16 protein-coding genes are annotated in these 20447 nt (G+C 73.4%); 4 read left to right on the top strand and 12 right to left on the bottom strand.

Going from position 1 to position 20447, the window contains the following annotated elements; all coding sequences use genetic code 11:
* Positions 1 to 44 precede the first annotated feature (44 nt).
* The 9 genes from N4G63_RS24090 to puuE all read right to left on the bottom strand — a co-directional run bounded on the left by N4G63_RS24090 (position 45) and on the right by puuE (position 11858).
* Complete coding sequence (locus N4G63_RS24090; protein WP_314600240.1) at positions 45 to 1001, bottom strand: ATP-grasp domain-containing protein; 957 nt, start codon at positions 999 to 1001, stop codon at positions 45 to 47.
* Complete coding sequence (gene mch / locus N4G63_RS24085; protein WP_260790158.1) at positions 998 to 2041, bottom strand: methenyltetrahydromethanopterin cyclohydrolase; 1044 nt, start codon at positions 2039 to 2041, stop codon at positions 998 to 1000. The genes N4G63_RS24090 and mch overlap by 4 nt, the downstream gene beginning before the upstream one ends.
* Positions 2038 to 3282 (bottom strand): ATP-grasp domain-containing protein, encoded by a 1245-nt coding sequence (locus N4G63_RS24080; RefSeq protein WP_260790157.1) that lies wholly within the window; start codon positions 3280 to 3282, stop codon positions 2038 to 2040. Before N4G63_RS24080 ends, mch begins: the two co-directional genes overlap by 4 nt.
* Before the next feature lie 13 nt (positions 3283 to 3295).
* Positions 3296 to 4216 carry an NAD(P)-dependent methylenetetrahydromethanopterin dehydrogenase gene (locus N4G63_RS24075; protein ID WP_260790156.1) on the bottom strand — a complete coding sequence of 307 codons (921 nt, stop codon included), beginning with the start codon at positions 4214 to 4216 and terminating at the stop codon, positions 3296 to 3298.
* Between the two features lie 89 nt (positions 4217 to 4305).
* Complete coding sequence (locus N4G63_RS24070; RefSeq protein ID WP_260790155.1) at positions 4306 to 5442, bottom strand: beta-ribofuranosylaminobenzene 5'-phosphate synthase family protein; 1137 nt, start codon at positions 5440 to 5442, stop codon at positions 4306 to 4308.
* A gap of 207 nt (positions 5443 to 5649) precedes the next feature.
* Complete coding sequence (locus N4G63_RS24065; RefSeq protein ID WP_260790154.1) at positions 5650 to 7524, bottom strand: sensor histidine kinase; 1875 nt, start codon at positions 7522 to 7524, stop codon at positions 5650 to 5652.
* Positions 7525 to 7657: 133 nt separating this feature from the next.
* Positions 7658 to 8938: a M20/M25/M40 family metallo-hydrolase gene (locus N4G63_RS24060; RefSeq protein WP_260790153.1), complete on the bottom strand. Its 1281-nt coding sequence runs from the start codon at positions 8936 to 8938 to the stop codon at positions 7658 to 7660.
* Positions 8939 to 8995: 57 nt separating this feature from the next.
* Positions 8996 to 10801, bottom strand: a complete 1806-nt coding sequence (gene uraD, locus N4G63_RS24055) for a 2-oxo-4-hydroxy-4-carboxy-5-ureidoimidazoline decarboxylase (protein WP_260790152.1) — start codon at positions 10799 to 10801, stop codon at positions 8996 to 8998.
* Between the two features lie 16 nt (positions 10802 to 10817).
* Positions 10818 to 11858, bottom strand: a complete 1041-nt coding sequence (puuE, locus tag N4G63_RS24050; protein ID WP_260790151.1) for an allantoinase PuuE — start codon at positions 11856 to 11858, stop codon at positions 10818 to 10820.
* Positions 11859 to 11969: 111 nt separating this feature from the next.
* Between puuE and uraH the strand changes: the two genes are divergently transcribed.
* Positions 11970 to 12326, top strand: a complete 357-nt coding sequence (gene uraH / locus N4G63_RS24045; RefSeq protein WP_260790150.1) for a hydroxyisourate hydrolase — start codon at positions 11970 to 11972, stop codon at positions 12324 to 12326.
* A gap of 294 nt (positions 12327 to 12620) precedes the next feature.
* Positions 12621 to 14015: a vanadium-dependent haloperoxidase gene (locus tag N4G63_RS24040; protein ID WP_260790149.1), complete on the top strand. Its 1395-nt coding sequence runs from the start codon at positions 12621 to 12623 to the stop codon at positions 14013 to 14015.
* Positions 14016 to 14041: 26 nt separating this feature from the next.
* Here N4G63_RS24040 and N4G63_RS24035 read toward each other — a convergent pair whose 3' ends face one another.
* Complete coding sequence (locus N4G63_RS24035) at positions 14042 to 15154, bottom strand: hypothetical protein (RefSeq protein ID WP_260790148.1); 1113 nt, start codon at positions 15152 to 15154, stop codon at positions 14042 to 14044.
* Positions 15151 to 16422, bottom strand: a complete 1272-nt coding sequence (locus tag N4G63_RS24030) for a PhnD/SsuA/transferrin family substrate-binding protein (protein WP_314600239.1) — start codon at positions 16420 to 16422, stop codon at positions 15151 to 15153. Before N4G63_RS24030 ends, N4G63_RS24035 begins: the two co-directional genes overlap by 4 nt.
* A 531-nt stretch (positions 16423 to 16953) precedes the next feature.
* On the opposite strand from N4G63_RS24030, the gene N4G63_RS24025 reads away from it, so the two are divergent.
* Both N4G63_RS24025 and N4G63_RS24020 read left to right on the top strand, forming a co-directional pair.
* On the top strand, positions 16954 to 18153 hold the full coding sequence (locus N4G63_RS24025) for a urate hydroxylase PuuD (RefSeq protein WP_260790146.1): 1200 nt from the start codon (positions 16954 to 16956) through the stop codon (positions 18151 to 18153).
* A gap of 155 nt (positions 18154 to 18308) precedes the next feature.
* The gene (locus N4G63_RS24020) at positions 18309 to 18938 is read left to right on the top strand and encodes a hypothetical protein (RefSeq protein WP_260790145.1); all 630 of its coding nucleotides are present in this window, start codon (positions 18309 to 18311) and stop codon (positions 18936 to 18938) included.
* A 3-nt stretch (positions 18939 to 18941) separates the two neighbouring features.
* Here N4G63_RS24020 and N4G63_RS24015 read toward each other — a convergent pair whose 3' ends face one another.
* The gene (locus tag N4G63_RS24015; RefSeq protein ID WP_314600238.1) at positions 18942 to 20396 is read right to left on the bottom strand and encodes an aldehyde dehydrogenase; all 1455 of its coding nucleotides are present in this window, start codon (positions 20394 to 20396) and stop codon (positions 18942 to 18944) included.
* Positions 20397 to 20447: the final 51 nt, after the last annotated feature.

The following is a 20447-nucleotide window of genomic DNA, read 5'->3' as shown; positions in this document are numbered from 1 at the left end:
CGCTGCGCGCTCAGGGGTGCGCGCCTGGGCGCGACGCGGCGCGCTCATGCCCCTGGCGCCAGCTGCGGCACCGGGCACCGCGCGCGCGCGCCGGCCAGGCGGCGGTCCAGCAGGTCGTCGACCAGCACGCGGGCGATGTTGAAGCCGGTGACGCGCTGCAGGCCCTGCCAGGCGGCCACGCCATTGGCCTCGATCACCTGCAGCGGTGCGCCGCGGGCGGCGGGCAGCAGGTCGATGCCGGCGTAATCGAGCCCCAGCGCCTGGGTGCTGCGCTCGGCCAGCTCGGCCAGAGCCGGGGTCAGCACCGCCGGCATGGCCTGGGCGCCCTGCGCGATGTTGTGCACCCAGTGCCGGCTGACCCGCCGCATCGCCGCCACCGCCCGCCCGCCCACCACCAGCACCCGCCAGTCGAAGCCCGGCTCCTCGAGCGGCGGCACGTAGCGCTGCAGATAGGCCAGGCCGCCATAGGCCGTGGCCAGCTCGGGCACCGGCTGGAACACGCCGTCCACCTGGCCCACCCGCTGCAGGCCATGGCCCTGCGAGCCGAACAGCGGCTTGAGCACCAGCGCATGGCCGCGCGCGGCCTCGCGCATCGTGATGCGCTGGGCCTGGGCCTGCGACTCGGTGGCCCAGGTCGCCGGGCCGGGAATGCCGGCCGCATGCAGCAGCAGGCTGGTCATCGACTTGTCGACGCTGCGCTCGATGGCCCGGGCGTCGTTGTAGACCGGCACGCCCAGCTCGCGCAGCGCGTGCAGCACGCCCAGGCGCTTGGTCACCTGCTCGAAGCTGCCGCCGGCAATGCCGCGCACCAGGGCCGCATCGGGCAGGCCGCGGCCAAAGCCCGGCAGAACCAGGCCGTGGCGGCTGGCCGTGGTGTCGATGTGGCAGTCGGCCAGGTCCACGCAGTGGCCGCTGGCGCCGCGCGCACGCAGCGCGGCCTGCAGCTGGCGGGTGTGCCAGCCGCGCTCGTCGGCCAGCAGCGCGATGCGCGGGCCGCTCACTGGCCGGCCCCCAGCCACAGGCTTTGCAGCAGATCCAGGCGGGTGCCGCCGCCCTGCCAGGTGTTGCCGCTGTCGAGGTTGCTGACCCACACCTGGGCCGGCGCAAACAGCGCGCCGTCGATCTTGTAGAAGTCGTGGTCGGCGGCGCTGAATATCTCGGCAAACGAGCGGCCATGCGCGGCCGAGTTGCACGACGGCAGGCGGGCCGCCAGGTCGCGTGCCGCGGCATCGCTGCCGCTCACCGTCAGGTGCACGCGTCCGCCGTAGAGGATGGCGTCGTTGCTGCGGCCCATGGCCATCACGCCGTCGGCACAGGGCGCCGGCAGCGGCGCGGTGGCCGAGCCGCTGACGATGTCGGCCAGCGCAAAGCCCAGTTGGTGGGCCTTGTGCAGCGCCACCTCCAGCACGCGGGCCACCACCTGGGTGATGCCGGCCAGGCTGGTGGTGGGGGTGAGGATCAGCGTCAGCGCGCTGGCCGGCAGCGCGCAGTCGCGCAGCAGCTTGTCCACGATCACCGGCGGCGGCAGGCGGTCGACCTCGAGCACCAGCACGCCGGCATCGGCCCGGTCGCGGTAGCCCAGCTCGGCAAACAGCGGCTCCTTGGCGGCCAGCGCGCGGGCCGGCCCCGAGCCCAGCGAGAAGAACCTGCGGCCGCCGGTTTCGTCCTTGCTGGCGGCCAGGCTCCAGCCGGCGTACTGGCTGCCCAGGCAGGCCAGCACCGGCTGGGCGCTGTTGACCTCGACCCAGCCGGGCCAGGCCGCGTGACCATCGGCGCGCAGCCGCACCTGGCCCAGGCCCCCCAGGCAGATCTCGGCAATCAGCAGGCCGGCCTCGACGCTGCCGCGGCAGGCGATGCCGGCATCCACCAGGCACACGCCCGAAGGCCCGGGCGCCACCTGCACGCGCAGGGCATCGGCCTGGTCCAGCAGCCGCGCCAGCGCCGGGCGCGCCAGCGCGTTGACGCTGGGCGCCGGCTGCGGCACGGCGTGGGGGCCGGCCTCGGTGGCCTGGGAGGGGTGGGTGGGGCGGGGGGCGGTCATGGCGGAGCCTCGAGTTGCAGCAGCAGGTCGTCTCGGGTGCGGCGCAGCTGGCGGCGCACGGTGGCGGCGTCGCGCCCGGCCGCGCTGACGCTGCACACCGGATGGCCGGCGGCAAAGCGGGTGGCGCGCGCTGGCACGTCGTGCACATCGCCGCGCCGGGCCAGCCAGCGCGCCGCGCTGTCGTCCAGCCGCAGCGCGCGCGGCGCATGCACGATCTCGATGCCGCGCACCGGCGCCGCCCGCGTGGCCGCCGGGCCGGCGTGCGGCGTGCAGGGCGGCGTGGGTGTCGGCGCGTGGGCTGGCGAGTGGGCTGGCGAGTGGGCCGGCAAGTGGGCCAGCAAGTGGGGTGGCACTGTCGCCAGCGCCGGCAAGCGGCCCTGCATGCAGGCGCGCAGATGGGCCTGCATCAGGCCCTCGCCCTGCACCTGCGGGTACAGCGCCATGCTGGCCGGCGGCCGGGCATTGATCTCGAGCACCAGCATCTGGCCCTCGTGCAGCATGAAGTCGAGGCTGCCCAGGCCCTGCAGCGCCAGTGCCGGCACCAGCCGCTCGAGGGCCGCGCCGGCCTGCGCCGCCACGGCGGGCGGGCAGGGCACCGGCCCGATCGCACCACAGAAGACGAAGGGGTGGCCACCCATGGCCTGCACCAGCAGCCGGTTGCAGCCCAGCACCCGCGCGGCGCGGCCATTGGCCAGGAAGGTGAGCGACATCGGCGTGCCGGCCACCTGGCGCTGGTACAGGTGGTGCTCGGGCGGCTGGGCACTGCCCACCGCGCTGGCCGGGCGGATGTGCCAGCCGCCGCAGCCGCGGGCGTTTTTCAGCAGCCAGCCCTGGGGCGTGGCCGGGCGCTGCCAGCGCACCTCGGGATGGGGCACCTGCAGCGCGTCGAGCAGACCGAAGAACTGGCGCGCATCGCGCACCCGCGCCGCGGCCTCGGGCGCGGTGCCCCGCAGCGGCAGCACCGCGGCGCCGGCGGCCAGCAGCTCGGGCTGGTCGTCGAAGCCGCTGCCGGCCACCCAGCCCAGCACGTCGCCATCGCGCGCCAGTGCCTGCAGCGCCGGCAGCAGGCGGGCGGGGTCGATGCGCAGCGTGTCGGCATCGCCGATGCAGCGCCAGGCCTGGCTGGCGCGGCGCGTGTCGCGGTCGCCAAACAGGTCGAGCGCCACCACGCGCAGGCCGTCGCGGGCCGCGGCCTCGGCCATTGCCCGGGCCGACAGGCCCGCCACCGCCAGCACGGCCATGCGCCCGGCCGGCTCAGCGCGAGGGCGCGGCAGGTTGCTCGGCCAGCCAGCTGCGCGCGGTGTGCAGGGCCTCGGCAAAGCCCAGCACCACCGGGCGGCTGGCCTCGCGCATCTGCAGCAGCAGGCGGTGCTGGGTCTGGTACTTGACGTTGCCGATGGCCAGCGCACCGATGCCCACCGCGCCGCTGCCGGCCAGCGGCTGCTGCTGGTCCATCACGCCAACGCCGGCAATGCCGGCCGGTGGCACGGCGTTGACATCGGCCGCCACCTTCAGCCGCACGGCCTGCTGCAGCGCGCTGGCGTCCACCACCTGCACGCCGGCCGCGGCGCAGGCCAGCAGCAGATCGGTGCCGGCCAGGGCCTCGGCCAGCGCGGCGGCGTCGGCGGTGGAGGCGCCGTCGATCGGCACGCCAAAGCGCTGCGCGGTCTCGGCCGCCGCGGCGTCGGCATGCGGGCGGCCGCGGTGGCTGGCCAGGCGCACTCGGGCACCGGCCTGGGCCGCCAGCACGGCGGCCACGCGGCCCACCGGCCCGGTGCCGCCCAGCACCAGCACCTGCTGCCCGGCCAGGCCCTGGCCGTGGCGCTGCTGCAGCGCGGCTTCCACGCAGGCCAGCATGGCCGCGGCGGTGGTGTAGGCACCGCTCGGGTCGGCCATCAGCGACACGCTGAAGGGCGGCACCATCGCCGCCTGGGCGCGCGCCAGCATGTCGGCCGCCAGCAGTGCATCGCGCCCGCCGATGAAGATGCCGGTGCGCGCCACGCCCTTGGGGCCGCGCGAGAAGATGGCGTCCTGGGTCATCGCGGCCACGCCGTCGGCGTCCACCTGGCAGTAGGGCACCACCAGGTCGTAGCCGGCGTCGGCGGCCATGTTCACGTCAAAGGGGCTGGCCTGCCGGCCGGGGGTGAACAGGTGCAGGATGTGGCGGCGTTCCATCGGGGGTTCCAGCGGCTGGGGCGCCAGTGAGAGTGGATCGGGGGTGGATCGGGCGAGGCGGGCGGGGCGGCGGCGGGCGGCCTGGCCGCTCAGGCCACCGGCTGGGCGGCGGGCAGCGCACGCGGGCTTGGCGCACCAGCGGCCTGCACGGCCACCTCGGCGCCGCGCTGGCGCGGCCGGGTGATCTGCAGCACGAGGCCGGGCGCCACCAGGCCGGCCCGGCGTGCGGCGGCACACAGGGCCTCGGCCCGGGCCTGTGATTCGACGATGGCAAAGCCGGTGGGCCCCCAGGAGCTCTGGCCGATGCCGGCAGCGGCCGTGCTGGCGTTGCTGGTACCGATGCCGTTGCCGCTGCCGGATTCAATGCCGGCTTCGCTGTCGGCCATCCAGTGCAGCAGCCGGCCCACGGCCGGGTTGGTGTAGGCGCTGCCGCCCTGGGCGGCCGCGAAGTGCGCGCCCAGGCGCTGCTGCATGCCGGTCACGCCGGCGGCAAACAGCGCGAAATCCTGGCCGGCCGCGCCGGGCAGCACGCGCATCAGCACCTGGTGGCAGATGTCAGCGGCCAGGGCCTGCGGCAGCGGCGGCAGGCTGGCCATGGCGCTGCGCTCTTGCGGGCCCGACAGGCCGCGGTGGGCCGGATCGAGCACGAGCACGACGCGCCAGGCCTCGGGCAGGGCCAGGCGCGCCAGCAGCGGCGCGGGGCGGCCATCGGCGCCGGGGCCGCCATCGAGCAGCAGGCCGCCCTGGTCGAAGCCGGCGATGCCGATGCCCGAGCGCAGGCCGCGGCCCAGCCAGTGCGCCAGCGTGGCCGAATCGAGCGCCAGGCCATGCAGGCGGGCAAAGGCGCGGCCCAGCGCCAGCGCCAGCTGCGTGCCCGAGCCGAAGCCGGCATGCGCTGGCAACACCTGGTGCAGCTGCAGCCGCAGCGGCGCGTGGCAGCCGCTGCGCTGGCGCAGCGTGTGCAGCCAGGCGCTGGCGCGCTCGGCCTCGGCCAGCGCGGCCGGTGTGCCGGCCAGCACGGCATCGTGCCCGGCGCGGCCCAGGCTCAGCTCGGTGGCCGGGCCGTCGATGACCAGGCCCACGCTGCCAAAGCGCCGGCCCAGGCTGCCGGCCGGATCCAGAAAGCCCAGGTGCAGGCGGCCGGGCGCCGACACCGTGACCACGGCGCCGGCCTCAGCCGCTGGCTGCGGCCCGGGCGGGCAGGGGGTGGCAAGGGTGGACAGCATGGCCTGGCGTGGTGGCGTTCAGGCCTGGAATAGCAAGCATCGTTCCGCCGCCAAAAGCCGCGAATCGGGTCGTTTTGAGGCCGATCAGGGCCGGTTTTGCCAGGCAGCGCCGGCATTTCGGCCCACACCCGCGCCGGCCTGTGCCGTGGCCGTGACACTGTGTTGCGCGGCTGGCCGTGAGGCGACGGCCGCGCGCCGGCCTGCCGCTCAGGCCTGCAAGGGCACGCTGAGCGTGAAGCGGGCGCCCTGGCCCGGCGCGCTGTGCACGGCCAGCGTGCCGCCCATCAGGCCGGCCAGTGCGCGCGACAGCGCCAGGCCCAGGCCGGTGCCGCCATGCTCGAAGGCCACCCGGTCGTGGCCCTGGCGAAAGCGCTCGAAGATGCGGCCATGCAGCTCGGCCGCGATGCCCGGCCCGGTGTCGCTGACATGCAGCAGCCAGCACGGCTGGCTGCCGCCGCAGGCCGCCGCAGGCGCCAGTTCGGCCTCGATGCACACCTCGCCGCTGCAGGTGAACTTGAAGGCGTTGGACAGCAGGTTGTTCAGGATCTGCTTGATGCGCAGCTCGTCGGCGATGAGGCTGGACGGCACCGCATCGGCCACCCGCACGCGCAGCGCCAGGCCCTTTTCGGCCGCCGTGATGGCGTAGAACGAGGCCGCGCCCTCGACCACCGCGCGCAAGTCCACCGGCGCGTTGACCACCTGCATGGCGCCGGCCTCGACCTTGGCCAGATCCAGGATCTCGGTGAGCAGGGTGTTCAGGTACTCGGCCGCCTGGCGGATCAGGCCGGCCTGCTGGCGCTGGCGCGGCTGCGGCAGGCGCTGTTCCATCAGCTCGGCAAAACCGCGGATGCTGGTCAGCGGCGTGCGCAGCTCGTGCGAGATGGCGGCCAGGAAGTCGGTCTTGGCCTGGTTGGCCGACTGGGCCGCGGCCTCGCTGAGCTGCAGCGCGGCGTGGCTGTCCTCCAGCCGGCGCAGGCCCAGGTGGAAGATCGCCGCGGCGCCCAGCATGGCCAGGCTCAGCAGCGCGGTCAGCAGCAGCGCCAGCGTGCGGGTGTCGCGCCAGCTGGCCAGGGCCTCGTCGGTGGCGCGCAGCACGGCCACGTGCAGCGGGTAGCCGGCCACGGCCTGGTGGCTCACCAGGCGCGGCACCGGATCGGCGGCGCGGGTGGCCGTGACATGCCCGGCCGAGGCCGCCGCGCCCGGCATCTCGGCGGCGTCGAGCCGGCTGCCCATGCCCTGGCTGCGCCCGCCGATGACCTGGGCGCGCACCACGGCATCGCTGCCCACCAGGGCCACGCCGCCCTGCGCGCCGAGGGCCACGCCGCGGTACACGTCCTCGAAGTAGGCCGGGTCGAGCGAGGCCACCACCACGCCCAGGGTCTGGCCCTGCGGGCCGTCGATGCGGCGCGAGAGCTGGATCGTCCAGCGCCCGGACACCTTGCCCAGCACCGGCTTGCCGATGAACAGGCCGCCGGCCGACACCGACCCGCCCGCCGTGCCGGCCGGCTGGGCCAGGTGCACGCGGATGTGCTCGCGCTCCGACAGGTCGACATGGCCCGAGCGGCTGCCGTCGGGGTCGAGGTTGCTGGCCAGCAGCCGGCCGTCGGCCCCCACCAGGGCCAGCTGCACCAGGATCCTGGGCGCCAGGCCGGTCTCGTTGGCGTAGTGCGCGATGTCGCCCGGCGCCAGCTCGCCACTGCGCAGCGCATCGCGCAGGCGCAGCGTGGCCTGGTCGGCACTGGCCAGCACCCGCACCGTCTGCTCCTGGAGGATGCGCGCCAGGTTGGCGCTGTGCAGCTGCTCCACCGCGATGGCATGGCGCCACTTGAGCGTGAGCACCGCGCCCACCGCCGCCCAGGCCACCACCAGCGCCAGCAGCACGGCCGGTGCCACCCAGCGGCTGAGCGCGGTGCCGCGGCCGTTGCGGGCCGGGGCGGTGGCAGCGGCCGCGGCCGGGCCCGCCGCGGCGGTGCCGGCAGCCAGCGGCCTATTGCGGCCGCCCTGCCCAACGTCGGCCGCAACGTCGGCCGCAGCCGCGGCCGCGGCCAGGGCCTGGGTTTCGCGGGGCAGGTGGGCGGACACGGGCGGGCTTTCGGGCAGCAGTGCGGGTCTGCTGCTATCGGCAAAAAGGCGCGGCACTTGAGCCGGCCGCCCATTTCAGCCGTTACGCCACGCCGTGGGCCGGCCGCTGATCCAGCCCGTTGATGCGGGCGCTTCAGGCGATCAGCAGATCGGCCAGCATGCGCGCCACCACCCGGGTGGCGGCCTGCAGGTCGCTGAGCTGCAGGTGCTCGTCGGCCCGCTTGGCATTGCTTTCGCGCACGCTGCGCGGGCCGGCACCGTAGATCACCGCCGGAATGCCGCGTTCGGCATACAGCCTGGCATCGGTGTAGAGCGGCGTGCCGCGCTCGGCCAACGGCTCGCCGAGCACCGCCTGGCCATGGCGCTGCAGGGCCGCCACCAGCGGCCGGTTGCCGGGCAGCGGCTGCATGGCATGGGCCAGCAGCAGGCGGTCGATGCGCACCGTGATGCCCGGCACCGTGGCCGCGGCCTCGCTGATCAGCTGGCGCAGCGCGGCCTCCACGGCCACCGGATCTTCCTCGGGGATCATGCGCCGGTCGAGCTTGAGCAGCACCTGGCCCGGCACCACGTTGGTGTTGGTGCCGCCCTCGATGCGGCCCACGTTGAGGTAGGGATGGGTGATGCCGGCCACCTGCGAGCTGCGCTGGCGCAGCACGGTGTTCTGGGCATACAGCGCGTTGAGGATGGCGTTGGCGCCCTGCAGCGCATCCACCCCGGTGTGCGGGATCGCCGCATGGGCCATCACGCCATGCACCGTGACGGCCAGCTGCAGGCAGCCGTTGTGCGCGGTGATCACCTCGTGGCCGAAGCCGGCGGCCAGCAGCAGGTCGGGCCGGGTGAGGCCTTGCGCCAGCAGCCAGCCGGGGCCCAGCTCGCCGCCGAACTCTTCGTCGTAGGTGAAGTGCAGCTCCACCGTGCCGCGCAGCGCCAGGCCGCGCGCGGCCTGCGCGGCGGCCACGGCCTCGAGCGCGCGGGTGGCGAAGGTGTAGGTGGCGAAGTCGCTCTTGCTCACCGCGGCGGCGCGGCCGTAGAGCGCGCCGTCGACGATCTCGGCGGCGTAGGGCGGGTGCGTCCAGCCATCGCCGGGCGGCACCACGTCGCCATGGGCATTGAGCGCGATGGTCGGGCCGACGCCGCCAGCACCGGCGCCTTGCGGCCGGCGCACGATCAGGTTGGTGATGCTTTGCAGGCCGGCGGCGCGCACCGCGTCGGCCGGCACGGCATGGCGCTCGGCCTGGTAGCCAAACTGCGCCAGCAGCTCGGCGGTGCGCTCGGCATGCGGCGCGTTGTCGCCGGGCGGCGTGTCGGTGGGCACCCGCACCAGGGCCTGCAGAAAGGCCACCTCGTCGTCGAAGTGCTCGGCGATCCAGGCGTCGAGGGCGGCAAACAGCGGGTCGTTCAGGGGCAAAGTCATCGGGTGTCGCGCAAGGGGCGGGCGGTCAGGCGTTCAGGCGTTCAGGCGGTCGGTCGATCAGGCGGGGCTGGCGCGCTCGGCGGCCAGGCCCTGCAGCAGCTGCTGGAAGGCCTGCACGGCCAGGTCGGCGTCGTGGGTGCTCACGGCTTCCAGCGGGTTGTGGCTGATGCCGCCGTTCTGGCCGCGCACAAACAGCATGGCCTGCGGCAGTGCATGGTGCAGCATCATCGCGTCGTGGCCGGCGCCGCTGGGCAGGCTGTGCACCGGCAGGCCCAGCGCCTGCACCGCCGCGGCCCAGCGCTGCTGCCAGGCGGGGTGGCAGGGCGCGGCGCCGGCGCTGAGGGTTTCGGTCAGCGTGGGCCGCAGGCCGCGGCGCTGGCAGATCTCGGCCAGACCGGCCTGCACCTCGGCCAGGCAGGCATCGCGCGCCGCGTCGGTGGTGGCGCGGATGTCGAGGCTGAAGCGGCAGCGCCCGGGCACCACATTGACCGAGCCGCCCGGCACCTCCAGCTGGCCCATCGTGGCCACCACCTCGGGGCGGGCGCTGGCGCAGCGCTCGAGCAGCAGCGCCAGCTCGGCCACGCCGGCGGCGGCGTCGCGGCGCTGGCCCATCGGCGTGGTGCCGGCATGGCTGGCCTGGCCGGTGAGCAGGCCGACATGGCGGCGGCTGCCGTTGATGGCGCTGACCACGCCCAGCGGCAGGTCCAGCGCATGCAGCACCGGGCCCTGCTCGATGTGCACCTCGACAAAGCCGAGGTAACGCGCCGGGTCGCGGCGCAGCGCCTCGATGGCGGCCAGCTCGCCCGGCAGGCCGGCGTCGCGCATCGCGTCGCGCAGGCGGACGCCCTGGGCATCGGCCTGCGCCAGCCAGGCGGCGTCAAAGCGGCCCACCAGCGGGCTCGACGCCAGAAAGGTGGCCGGCCAGCGCTGGCCTTCCTCTTCGGCAAAGGCCACCAGCTCCAGCCCGAAGGGCAGGCGCCGGCCGGCGCGGGCCAGGCCCTGCACCACCTGCATGGCCACCAGGATGCCCAGGCGGCCGTCGTACTTGCCGGCGCGGCGCACGGTGTCGTAGTGGCTGCCGGTCAGCAGGCGCGGCGCGGCGGCATCGCTGCCGTGGTACACGCCCACCACATTGCCCACGGCGTCCAGGCCCACCTCGTCAAAGCCGTCGTCGCGCATCCACTGCGCCAGCTCGGCCGCCACCGCGCGGTGCGCCGGCGTGAGGTAGGTGACCGTGAGCTCGGGCGCCGCGCCAGGCACGGCCGGCGCCTCGCTGTGCCGGGCCAGGGCCTCGGCGCGATCCCACACCGCCTCGCCCAGCGTGGGGGCGCTGCCAAGGCGGTCGTCGAGCCGGATCTCGGCGATGCGGTGGATCTGGCGCAGCGCCTCGGCAAACTCGTCGTCGGGGTGGTTGAGCAGGCGGCGGGCGAGGCTGTCGATGATCTCGCTGCGGGCCAGACCGGTGCCACGCGGCCCGCGCACCGCCACGATGAACGGAAAGCCGAAACGCGCACCGTAGTCGGCGTTCAGCCGCTGCAGCTGCGCAAACTCTTCGGGCGTGCAGGCGTTGAGGCCGGCGCGCTGCTGCTCGCCGGTGGATTCAGGCGTCAGCGTGCCGGCGATGGCGGCCTTGCCGGCCAGCTCGGGGTGGGCGCGGATCAGGCCCAGCCGGGCCTCGCGCGGCGCCGCACGCACCGCCTGCACCAGGGCCTGGCGCAGCTGCGCCAGCGTGGCAAAGGGCCGGGCAGCGGCGGCGTGTTCGGCGATCCACGGCGAATGCTCGTAGATGCCGGCCAGCTGGGTGCTGAACAGTTCGGGGCTGGCGGCGTTCAGCGCGGCCAGCGTCAACGGGGTGGGGCTCATCGGTGGGAGGGGCCGCTCAGGCCCAGGTGAAGGCGGTGGCGGCGTCGAAGGGGTGCACGCGGCGCCAGTGGCGCGCAATGTCGATGCGCCGGGCCACCCACACCTGCGGGTGCGACTGCACGTGATCAAGAAAGCGCTGCAGTGCCCGCATGCGGCCGGGCCGGCCGAGCAGGCGGCAATGCAGGCCGACGCTCATCATCGCCGGGCCGCCCTGGCCATCGGCCGGATCGCGCCCGCCTTCGGCGTAATGCACGTCGAAGGCGTCTTTCAGGTACTGGAAAAACGGCTCGCCGTGGCTGTAGCCCTGGGGCAGGGCAAAGCGCATGTCGTTGCAGTCCAGCGTGTAGGGCACCACCAGGTGCGGCGCCAGGCTGCCGTCGGACTTTTGCACCTGCAGCCAGAAGGGCAGGTCGTCGCCGTAGTGGTCGCTGTCGTAGGCGATGTCGCCGGCGTCGGCCACCAGGCGGCGGGTGTTGGGGCTGTCGCGGCCGGTATACCAGCCCAGGCCGTGCACATGGCCGTTCAACAGGTCGGCCGCCGCGCCCGGCGCGCTGTGCCCGCGGCGCGCACCGGTGAGCTGCTCGATGGCCGCCAGTCCGCGCACCAGGTGGCTGCGTTCGGTGGCCTCGTCCAGGCCCTGGTAGTGGATCCAGCGCCAGCCGTGGCAGGCCAGCTCGTGGCCGCCAGCCACGAAGGCGGCGGTGATCTCGGGGCAGCGTTCGAGCGCCATGCCCACGCCGAACACGGTGAGCGGCAGGCCACGCTGCTCGAACTCGCGCAGGATGCGCCACACGCCCACCCGCGAGCCGTACTCGTAGATGCTCTCCATGCTGAGGTGGCGCGCCGGGTAGCTGGCGGGGTTGAACATCTCCGACAGGAACTGCTCGCTGCCGGCGTCGCCATGCAGCACCGAGTTCTCGCCGCCCTCCTCGAAGTTCAGCACGAACTGCAGCGCCACGCGGGCGTCACCCGGCCACTGCGGATGCGGCGCGCAGCGGCCGTGGCCGGCCAGGTCACGGGGGTAGCGGGGGGCGGTGTCGGGCGCAAAGGCGGTCATCGGCGGGCTGGCACGGGCGGTGCAAGGCAGTGTATAGACTGACAGCGGCAAGTCCTGTGCCATGCCGCCCGGTCTTGCCCCTCACCGCCTGCCAACCAAGGATCTGCCGCAATGGGCCACCTCAGTACCCATGTTCTCGACACCATGCACGGCTGCCCCGCCGCCGGCATGCAGGTGCGCCTGCAGCGCCTGCACGACGACGGCCGCGCCGAGACGGTGCGCCAGGTGCAGCTGGACGCCGATGGCCGCGCCGGCGGCCCGCTGCTCGAAGGCCCGGCCATGGCCACCGGCCGCTGGCGCCTGCTGTTCGAGGTGGCGCCGTACTTCCGGGCGCGCGGCGTCGAGCTGCCCGAGCCGCCCTTCATCGACACCGTGACGCTGGACTTCGGCATTGCCGATGCCGCTGCGCGCTACCACGTGCCGCTGCTGGCCAGCCCCTGGTCCTACGCCACCTACCGCGGCTCCTGAGCCACGCCGGCCCGGCCCCGGCGTGGCTGCATTGACACGCCTGGACGCGTCACCTGAACGCTAGGAGAGCACATTCACACGGGCTGGCCGGCGCATGGGCCCGGGCCATTGAACCCAGGGGGTCGGCCACCGCCCGGCAGCAGATAGCGTACCTGTTGTTACAAGAATGGCGCGCCCGTCAGTGATGTACCCGCAGGTGCCCAGCTGCCCGGTCGTGCCGTCGCTCAACAACATGGAGTACGGGCAATGACAATCTCTCGACGGGCATGGATGGGTCAGGCGGCAGCAGCCGGCGTGACCTGGGTGGCAGGCAGCGGCGCGCAGGCGCAGGTGGTGAATGTGCCGACGGCGGGCAGCCGCGGCTCGACGATGGTGCTGCGCTGGAACCGCAGCCTGCTGGAGGCCGTGGCGGCCACCTTCACCCAGGCCACGATCTCGGCACGCGCCGCGTCGATGGTCAACGAGGCCATCTACAACGCCTGGGCGGCCTACAGCAGCTCGGCCGACTTCACGCTGTCCGGCTGCAGCCGCCGCCCGTTCTGGGAGGCCAGCGACACCTGGCGCGAGGTGGCGATCAGCTACGCCGCCTACACCGTGCTGGTCGACCTGTTTCCGAGCCAGAAGACGGTGCTGGATGGCAAGCTGGCGCTGCGTGCCCCCTCGAGCACCGTGTACCAGTGGCTGGGCCATGGCCAGGCGGCCCGCGACCTGGGCCTGGACATGGGCCGGCGCCTGCTGGCGGCACGCCGCAACGACGGCGCCAACCAGTACGGTGACCCGGCCGCCGGAACCTATGCCGACACCTCGGGCTACGTGCCGGTGAACTCGCCCACGCAGCTGGTCGACCCCACCCGCTGGCAGCCGCTGTACGTGCTGGACGCGCAGGGCGTGTGGGGCGTGCAGAAGTTCCTCACGCCGCACTGGGGCCGCGTGCGGCCGTTTGCGCTGGCCTCGGGCTCGCAGTACCGGCCGGCGTTCAGCGCCGCCGCCGGCCCCAGCCAGGCCGAGATGCTGGAGATGATCAACCTGAGCGCTGCGCTCGATCTCAATGCCAAGGCGCTGGTCGAGTTCTGGGCCGCCAATCCCGGCACCGTGTCGCCGCCCGGGCAGTGGCTGCAGATCGCCGAGGCGGTGTCGAACGCCGACAACAACTCGCTGGCCGAGGATGTGAAGCTGTTCTTCGGCGTCTCGCAGGCGCTGCTGGATGCCGGCATCGCCGCCTGGGACGCCAAGCGCGCCTACGACTCGGCCCGCCCGGTGAGCGCCGTGCCCTACTACTTTCGCAACCAGTCGATCCGCGCCTGGGCCGGCCCGGGCCTGGGCACGCAGACCATCCTGGGCCAGCACTGGCGGCCGTTCCAGCGGCCCACCGCGCCCACGCCGCCGTTCCCCGAGTTCGTGTCGGGCCACAGCACCTTCAGTGCCGCGGCCTCGTCGGTGATCGCCGGCCTGCGCGGCAGCAACACCATCGCGCTGACCGGCTACGTGCTGCCCGAATTGCCGCGCTTCGAGCCGGTGGGCCAGCAGGTGAACCTCAGCGTCGGCACGCTCAGCGAGGCCGCCGACTGGGCCGGCTACTCGCGTCGCGTGGGCGGCATCCACTTCGAGCGTGGTGACCTGATGGGCCGTGCCCTGGGCAAGCAGGTGGGCAGCGCGGTGCTGGCCCGCTGCCAGCGCGTGTTCAGCTGATCAGGCCGCGGCGCTGACGCGCTGCGTCAGCGCGCTGCCCCGGGCCGCCGCAGCGCCCACAGCAGCAGCAAGGCCGCCAGTGCCGCGGCACCGGTGGCCACCCCGGCCACGGTGCGCAGCGGTGCCAGATCGGGCGGCGCCAGGGCGTCGCCCGCCGGCTTGACGATCACCAGGCGGCCGAAGCGCTCGGCCCCCTGCACCAGGTCACGCGACTGCGCCTTGGGCAGCGTGCCCTCGGGCAGCTCGATGCCGATGCGCAGCGTGTCGTCCACCTGGCCGGCGATGGCCACCACGCGCTGGCGCGCATTGGTGATCAAGGCGCCGCGAAAGTAACCCAGCGACTCGAAGCTGCCGAGCTGGTTCTGCACCTCGCCGTAGTCGCCGCTGGCCAGCGCCGTGGTGAGGCCCTGGCCCAGGGTTTCGTCGGTCATGGTGCGCAGGCGCACCGCCTGGCCGGCCACGGCCTGGGTTTCGCGGTTCAGCGCGGGCAGGGCCAGCACGGTCAGCCAGGCGCCCAGGCCGGCGGCGGCCAGGCTCAGGCCCAGGCCGGCCAGCGAGATGCCGCGCGACGGGCCCGGCGCCACCGGTGCCGGCTGCGACCAGTTCAGCGGCATGGCCGCCTCGCCGCTGCGGGCACCACCGCCCTGGCGGCCCATCAGGCCGGCGCTGCAGACCAGGCGCGCGGCGGCGATGTCGAGCTCGCGGGTGCGGTTGTGGCGCTCGTGGTAGCGCGCCTCGGCGATGACCACGCGCAGGCCGTCCATGCGCCAGGCATAAACGCAGCGGCGTGCGCCCAGCGGCTGGTCGATGGTCTCGTCGAGGCTGGCATTGGCCAGCCGCGCCACCACCGAGGTGGAGCCCGGAAACGCGCTGTCGAGCGGCGCGCGGTCGGGCTCGTCGACCAGCTCGCCGTTTTCGCCCACCAGCCAGGCGGCCTCGTAGGCCATCGAGGCCATGTCGACCACCGAGGCGCGAAACGACTGCAGCCCGAGCACCCGGAACAGCCGCGCCATGTCGCCGGCCAGCGGCCCGAACGGGGCCGGCACCGGCACCGCATCGGGCGGCGTGATCGTCGAAGGGCCGCTATCCTGGCGCGAGGCCTGCCAGGCCGGCCGCGGGCCGCCGGCGCCAGAACTCACTTCACCACGCCCATCGCACGGCGCGTCTGCGGCGCAAAGGCGTCGAGCTCGCGCATCTGCGCGTCGTCCACCTCGGCCAGACCCGAGAAGCCGGTGGCGCGCATGAACTCGGCGCCCTCGTCCTTGTCGGCGATGAAGGCCTTGAGCTGGCCCTTCAGGCGGGCCATGCGCTCGCGGTCCAGCCGCGCCGGGTTGGCCATCAGCATGAAGTTGGGGATGCGCGTGAACACCTCGACGATGCGCATGCGCGAGGCCTCGTCGGGCGGCAGTGCGCGCATCTCGCCATTGCTCATCACCGCGGCCACGGCCTCGCCGGTGAGCATCATGCGGCCCACGCCCAGGTCGGTGCGGGCGGCCTTGATCTCGAAATCCTTGGCCGGCTCGAGGCCCTGGCCCTTGAGCCACTGCAGACCGTACATGGCCACCAGCGACTGCGGGTTGGCAAAGCCGATGGCCTTGCTGCGCGCGTCCTTCGCGCCGGTGATCGGGCTGTCGATCGGCGCCACGAACAGGCCGTTGATGCGCGGCTCGTACATGCCCAGCGGCACCAGGTTGCGGTCGGCCTGGGCCACCCGCGCAAAGTGCGGCGCGGCCACGGCCAGGTCGTACTCGCCGTTCATCGTGGCGTCGAAGAAGACCTTGAAGTTGGCGGGCACCACCACCTTGACCTTCATGCCGGCGTTGTGCTTTTCGAGGTAGCGCCGCATCGATTCGTACTGCGCCAGCAGCGTGGCCGGCGCGATGTTGGGCAGCACGCCCAGCACGAACTCGCCAGCTGCCGGCGCCGCGGCAGCCGCCACGGGCGCCGGCGCCGGTGCCGGGGCGGCCGCCGGTGCAGGGGCAGGGGCAGGGGCAGGGGCCGGTGCGGGGGCCGGCGCAGCGGCCGGGGCCACGGCCGCGGCCACCGCGGCGGCGGCAGGTGCCGCGCGGCCATGCTGGCCCACCAGGCACAGGAACTGGCCCTGGGCGTCGCTCACCAGCTCGAAACGCATGCCCACCTGGATGCGGTTGGGATCGCTCAGCCGGCTTTGCTGCGGCCGGTAGAGCTTGCGCCAGCTGCGCACATTGCCGGTGTGGCGTGCGGCCAGCGACGAGAACGTGTCACCCGGCTTGACCTCGAAGACCTTGGCGGCCTCGGCCTGCGCCCGGGCATCGGGTGCGGCGGCCAGGCAGAGCATGGCGGCGGTGGCCATGACGGTGTGGGCAGCGCCCAGCGAAAGGGTGCGCGCGCCAGGGCGGCGCGGCTGCGACAAGACCGGAAATCCCATGTGAAACAACTCCTGCTCGGGGTACTACGACAACCTGTTCCACGGGACGAACTGGCTGCCCTGACTGGAATCGGCTGCACGCCTTGGTGCCGCGCAGGTTCCCGTCCGACATGCCGCCTTCCTGGGTGAGAAAGCCCGGTGTCGCCCCGGGCTCCCCAATTTTGTGCTGGTGACTATAGGGGCGAACGCTGACAAACAGCTTGACGGCGGCGCCCCGCACCGGCCCGCCTGCGCAGGGCCACCGTGCGCAGTTGTGACATTGGTCACTGGGTGAATCCACCTCGCCTGCATCCGGCGCAGGCCCTGCGCCGTACCTCCCGCAGCGCGCAGGCCGGGTGCGGCTGGCACGCAACTGGCTAGACTGTGGCCCATGGTCGCCGCGGCGCCCTGGCCGACGCACCGTCAGCCGGGTTCGCGACCTTTCGCGCCCCACAGAGCCCGCTGTGGTGGGGTGCCGCTCCGGCCGGCCGGGCCCGCCACGGGCCGGGCACCTGGCCAGGCGGCACGGCGCGTGCATTGCTGGAGGCGGCCATGGAGGCCTACCTGCTCGACTGGGCCAATCTGCTGTTGCGCTGGGCGCATGTGGTCACCGCGATCGCCTGGGTCGGCTCGTCGTTCTACTTCGTCTTTCTCGACAGCAGCCTGACGCCGCCGGACGACCCCGCGCTGCGCCGCAAGGGCGTGTCGGGCGAGCTGTGGGCGGTGCACGGCGGCGGCTTCTACCATCCGCAGAAATACCTGCTGGCGCCGGCTGCGCTGCCCGAGCGCCTGCACTGGTTCTACTGGGAGAGCTACAGCACCTGGCTCACCGGCTTCGGCCTGTTCACGGTGCTGTACCTGTTCCAGGCCGGCAGCTTTCTGATCGACAAGAGCGTGCACGACTGGCCGGCCGGCGCGGCCATTGCCGCGGCGCTGGGCTTTCTGGCGGTGTTCTGGCTGGTCTACGACGCCATCTGCCGCACGCTGGGCCGCGGCCCGCGCGGCGATGCGATCGTTGGCGCGGCGGTGACGGCGGTGGTGGTGCTGGCCTCGTGGCTGGCCTGCCAGCTGTTTGCCGGGCGCGCAGCCTTCTTGCTGATCGGCGCCATGATGGCCACGGCGATGAGCGCCAACGTGTTCTTCTGGATCATCCCGGGCCAGCGCACCGTGATCGCGCAGATGAAGGCCGGCCAGCCGGTCGATCCGGTGCACGGCCTGCGCGGCAAGCAGCGCAGCGTGCACAACACCTACTTCACGCTGCCGGTGCTGGTGGCCATGCTCAGCAACCACTACGGCTGGCTGTACCAGGGCCCGCACAACTGGGCGGTGCTGGTGCTGCTGATGCTGGCCGGGGCGCTGATCCGCCTCAGCTTCGTGGCCCGCCACAAGGCCCTGGTGCTGGGCCAGGCGGTGCCCTGGGGCCATGCGCTGGCCGGCACGCTGCTGCTGGCGGGCCTGGCGGTGTGGCGCGCGCCCATGCCGCAGGCGGCGCCGGCCGCCAGTGCGCCGCTGCCCACGCCGGCCCAGGTGCAGGCGGTGATCGCCCAGCGCTGCCTGATGTGCCATGGCCCGCAGCTGCAGCAAAAGGGCGTGGCCCTGCACACGCCCGAGCTGCTGGGCCGCCATGCCCAGGCCGTCTACCAGCAGGCGGTGGTGCTGAAGCTGATGCCGCTGAACAACGCCACCCAGATCAGCGACGACGAGCGCGCCCTGATCCGCCGCTGGTACGAGGGCGGGGCCCTCACGCGCTGACCGGCCCGGCCCCCGCGCGGGCAGCCGGCCTGCCGCCCCCTCCACCGGCCAGATGAGGCGGGTGGCCGCGCTGCCGTCCGCGGCAGGCGGCAGCGGCCGTGGAACCTGGAGCGTACCGAGCGCCTCTCGGAGTTCCAGACCAAAGGATGTGTTCCATGGCTTCAGCCCTGCAGTTGCGAATCCACAGCGTGCGCTGCGTCGACGAGACCGGCGGCCGCTTTGCCGAGCGTTTCGGCAACGACGAGATCTACATGGGCGGTCACGCCATGCTCGGCGACGGCAGTACCAGCGTGGTGCCGGCGTTCAGCGTGTACCCGCACTTCGACGATGGCGACATCAAGGTCTACAACCCGCCGCGGGTGTTCCACACCTTCGCGCTGGGGCCCAGCTTTCCGCAGGAGTTCGCGGTGGGCCTGGTGCTGATCGAGAAAGACGCCGGCGGCATGAGCGACGCCATCAAGCGCATTGCCGACAAGGTGGAGACCGAGGTGCGCAAGCGCCTCGAGCAGCCGGCTGCGATGGTGCGCCAGGCCGAGGGCCAGCGGGCGCTGTCACCGCTGCTGGCGCAGGCCCTGGCCTATGCCGCGCCCTACGTCATTGACTACGTGCGCAAGAAGCTGATGGGCGCCATCTCCGACGACCTGTTCCAGCCCCAGCACACCACGGTGAGCATCGACTCGGCCAATTTCAGCTGGAGCGGCAGCCCCAGCTCGGCGGTGAAGACGCTGACCTTCCGCGACCACGACGGTGTGTACCAGGTGGCCTGCGACTGGAACCTGGTCTGACGCTCAGAACGGGTAGTGCCGCGGCGTGGTCTGCAGCGTGATCCAGCGCAGCTCGGTGAACTCGGCCACGCCGGCCTTGCCGCCGAAGCGGCCGTAGCCCGAGCCCTTGACGCCGCCAAAGGGCATCTGCGCTTCGTCGTGCACCGTGGGTGCATTGACATGGCAGATGCCCGAATCGATGCGCTGGGCCACCTGGAAGGCGCGCGCGATGTCGCGGCCGAACACCGCCGCCGACAGGCCGTACTCGTTGTCGTTGGCGCAGGCGACGGCCTCGTCGGTGCTCTTGACCCGCACCACGCACTTCAGCGGGCCGAAGGTCTCTTCGCGGTACACGCGCATGGCCGGCGTGACATGGTCGAGCACGGTGGCCGGCATCAAGGTCGACTCGACCTTGCCGCCGCACACCAGCTTGGCGCCCTTGGCCAGCGCATCGTCGATCAGCGCGTTGCAGTGCGCCACGGTGCCCATGCCCACCACCGAACCCAGCACCACCGGATCGGGCTGGCGCGGATCGCCCAGCGGCAGTGCGCTGGCCTTGGCGGCAAACTTGCGCACAAACTCGTCGGCCACCTTCTGGTCGACGATCAGGCGCTCGGTGCTCATGCAGATCTGGCCCGAGTTGGCAAAGCTGCCGAAGGCCGCACCGTTGACGGCATCGTCCAGGTCGGCATCGTCAAGCACCAGCAGCGGCGCCTTGCCGCCCAGCTCGAGCACCACCGGCTTCAGGTACTTCGCGCAGGTCTGCGCAATGATCCTGCCGACCCGGGTGCTGCCGGTGAAGTTGACCCGCCGCACCGCCGGGTGGGCCACCATGGCCTCGACCACCGCACCGGCATCGGCCGGGGCGTTGGTGACGTAGTTCACCACCCCGGGCGCAAAGCCCGCCTCCTGCAGCGCCTCGATGATCAGGCCATGGGTGCGCGGGCAGTTCTCGCTGCCCTTGAGCACCACCGTGTTGCCGCAGGCCAGCGGCACGGCGATGGCGCGCACGCCCAGGATGATGGGCGCGTTCCACGGCGCGATGCCCAGCACCACGCCGGCCGGCACGCGCAGGCCCATGGCCAGGCTGCCGGGCACGTCGGACGGGATCACCTCGCCGCTGATCTGGGTGGTGAGCGCCGCCGCCTCGCGCAGCATGCCGGCGGCCAGGTGGGCGTTGAAGCCGGCCCACATGGCGGTGGCGCCGGTCTCGGCGCCCAGCGCCTCGATGAAGCGCGGGGTCTTGGCCTCCAGCGCGTCGGCGGCCTTCAGCAGCAGGGCGCGGCGCTCGCCGGGGCCGCTGCGGCTCCAGGCCTTGAAGGCCTCGGCCGCGGCCTCGACGGCCATCACCGCATCGGCCGGGCTGGCCGCCGCGGCGCGCGTGGCCACGCTGCCGTCCAGCGGGTTGCGGCGCTCGAAGGTGGCGCCATGCTCGGCGGTGACCTGCAGGCCGTTGATCAGCATCGATAAGTCGGACATCGCGGTGTCTCCAGTGGCGAAACGGGGGGTTGAGGGCGCAGGCAGGCCTCG

Origin of the sequence: Aquabacterium sp. OR-4 (assembly GCF_025290835.2) — a bacterium.
Lineage (GTDB): Bacteria > Pseudomonadota > Gammaproteobacteria > Burkholderiales > Burkholderiaceae_C > Pseudaquabacterium.
This window is presented reverse-complemented; position numbering and strand designations above follow the sequence as displayed.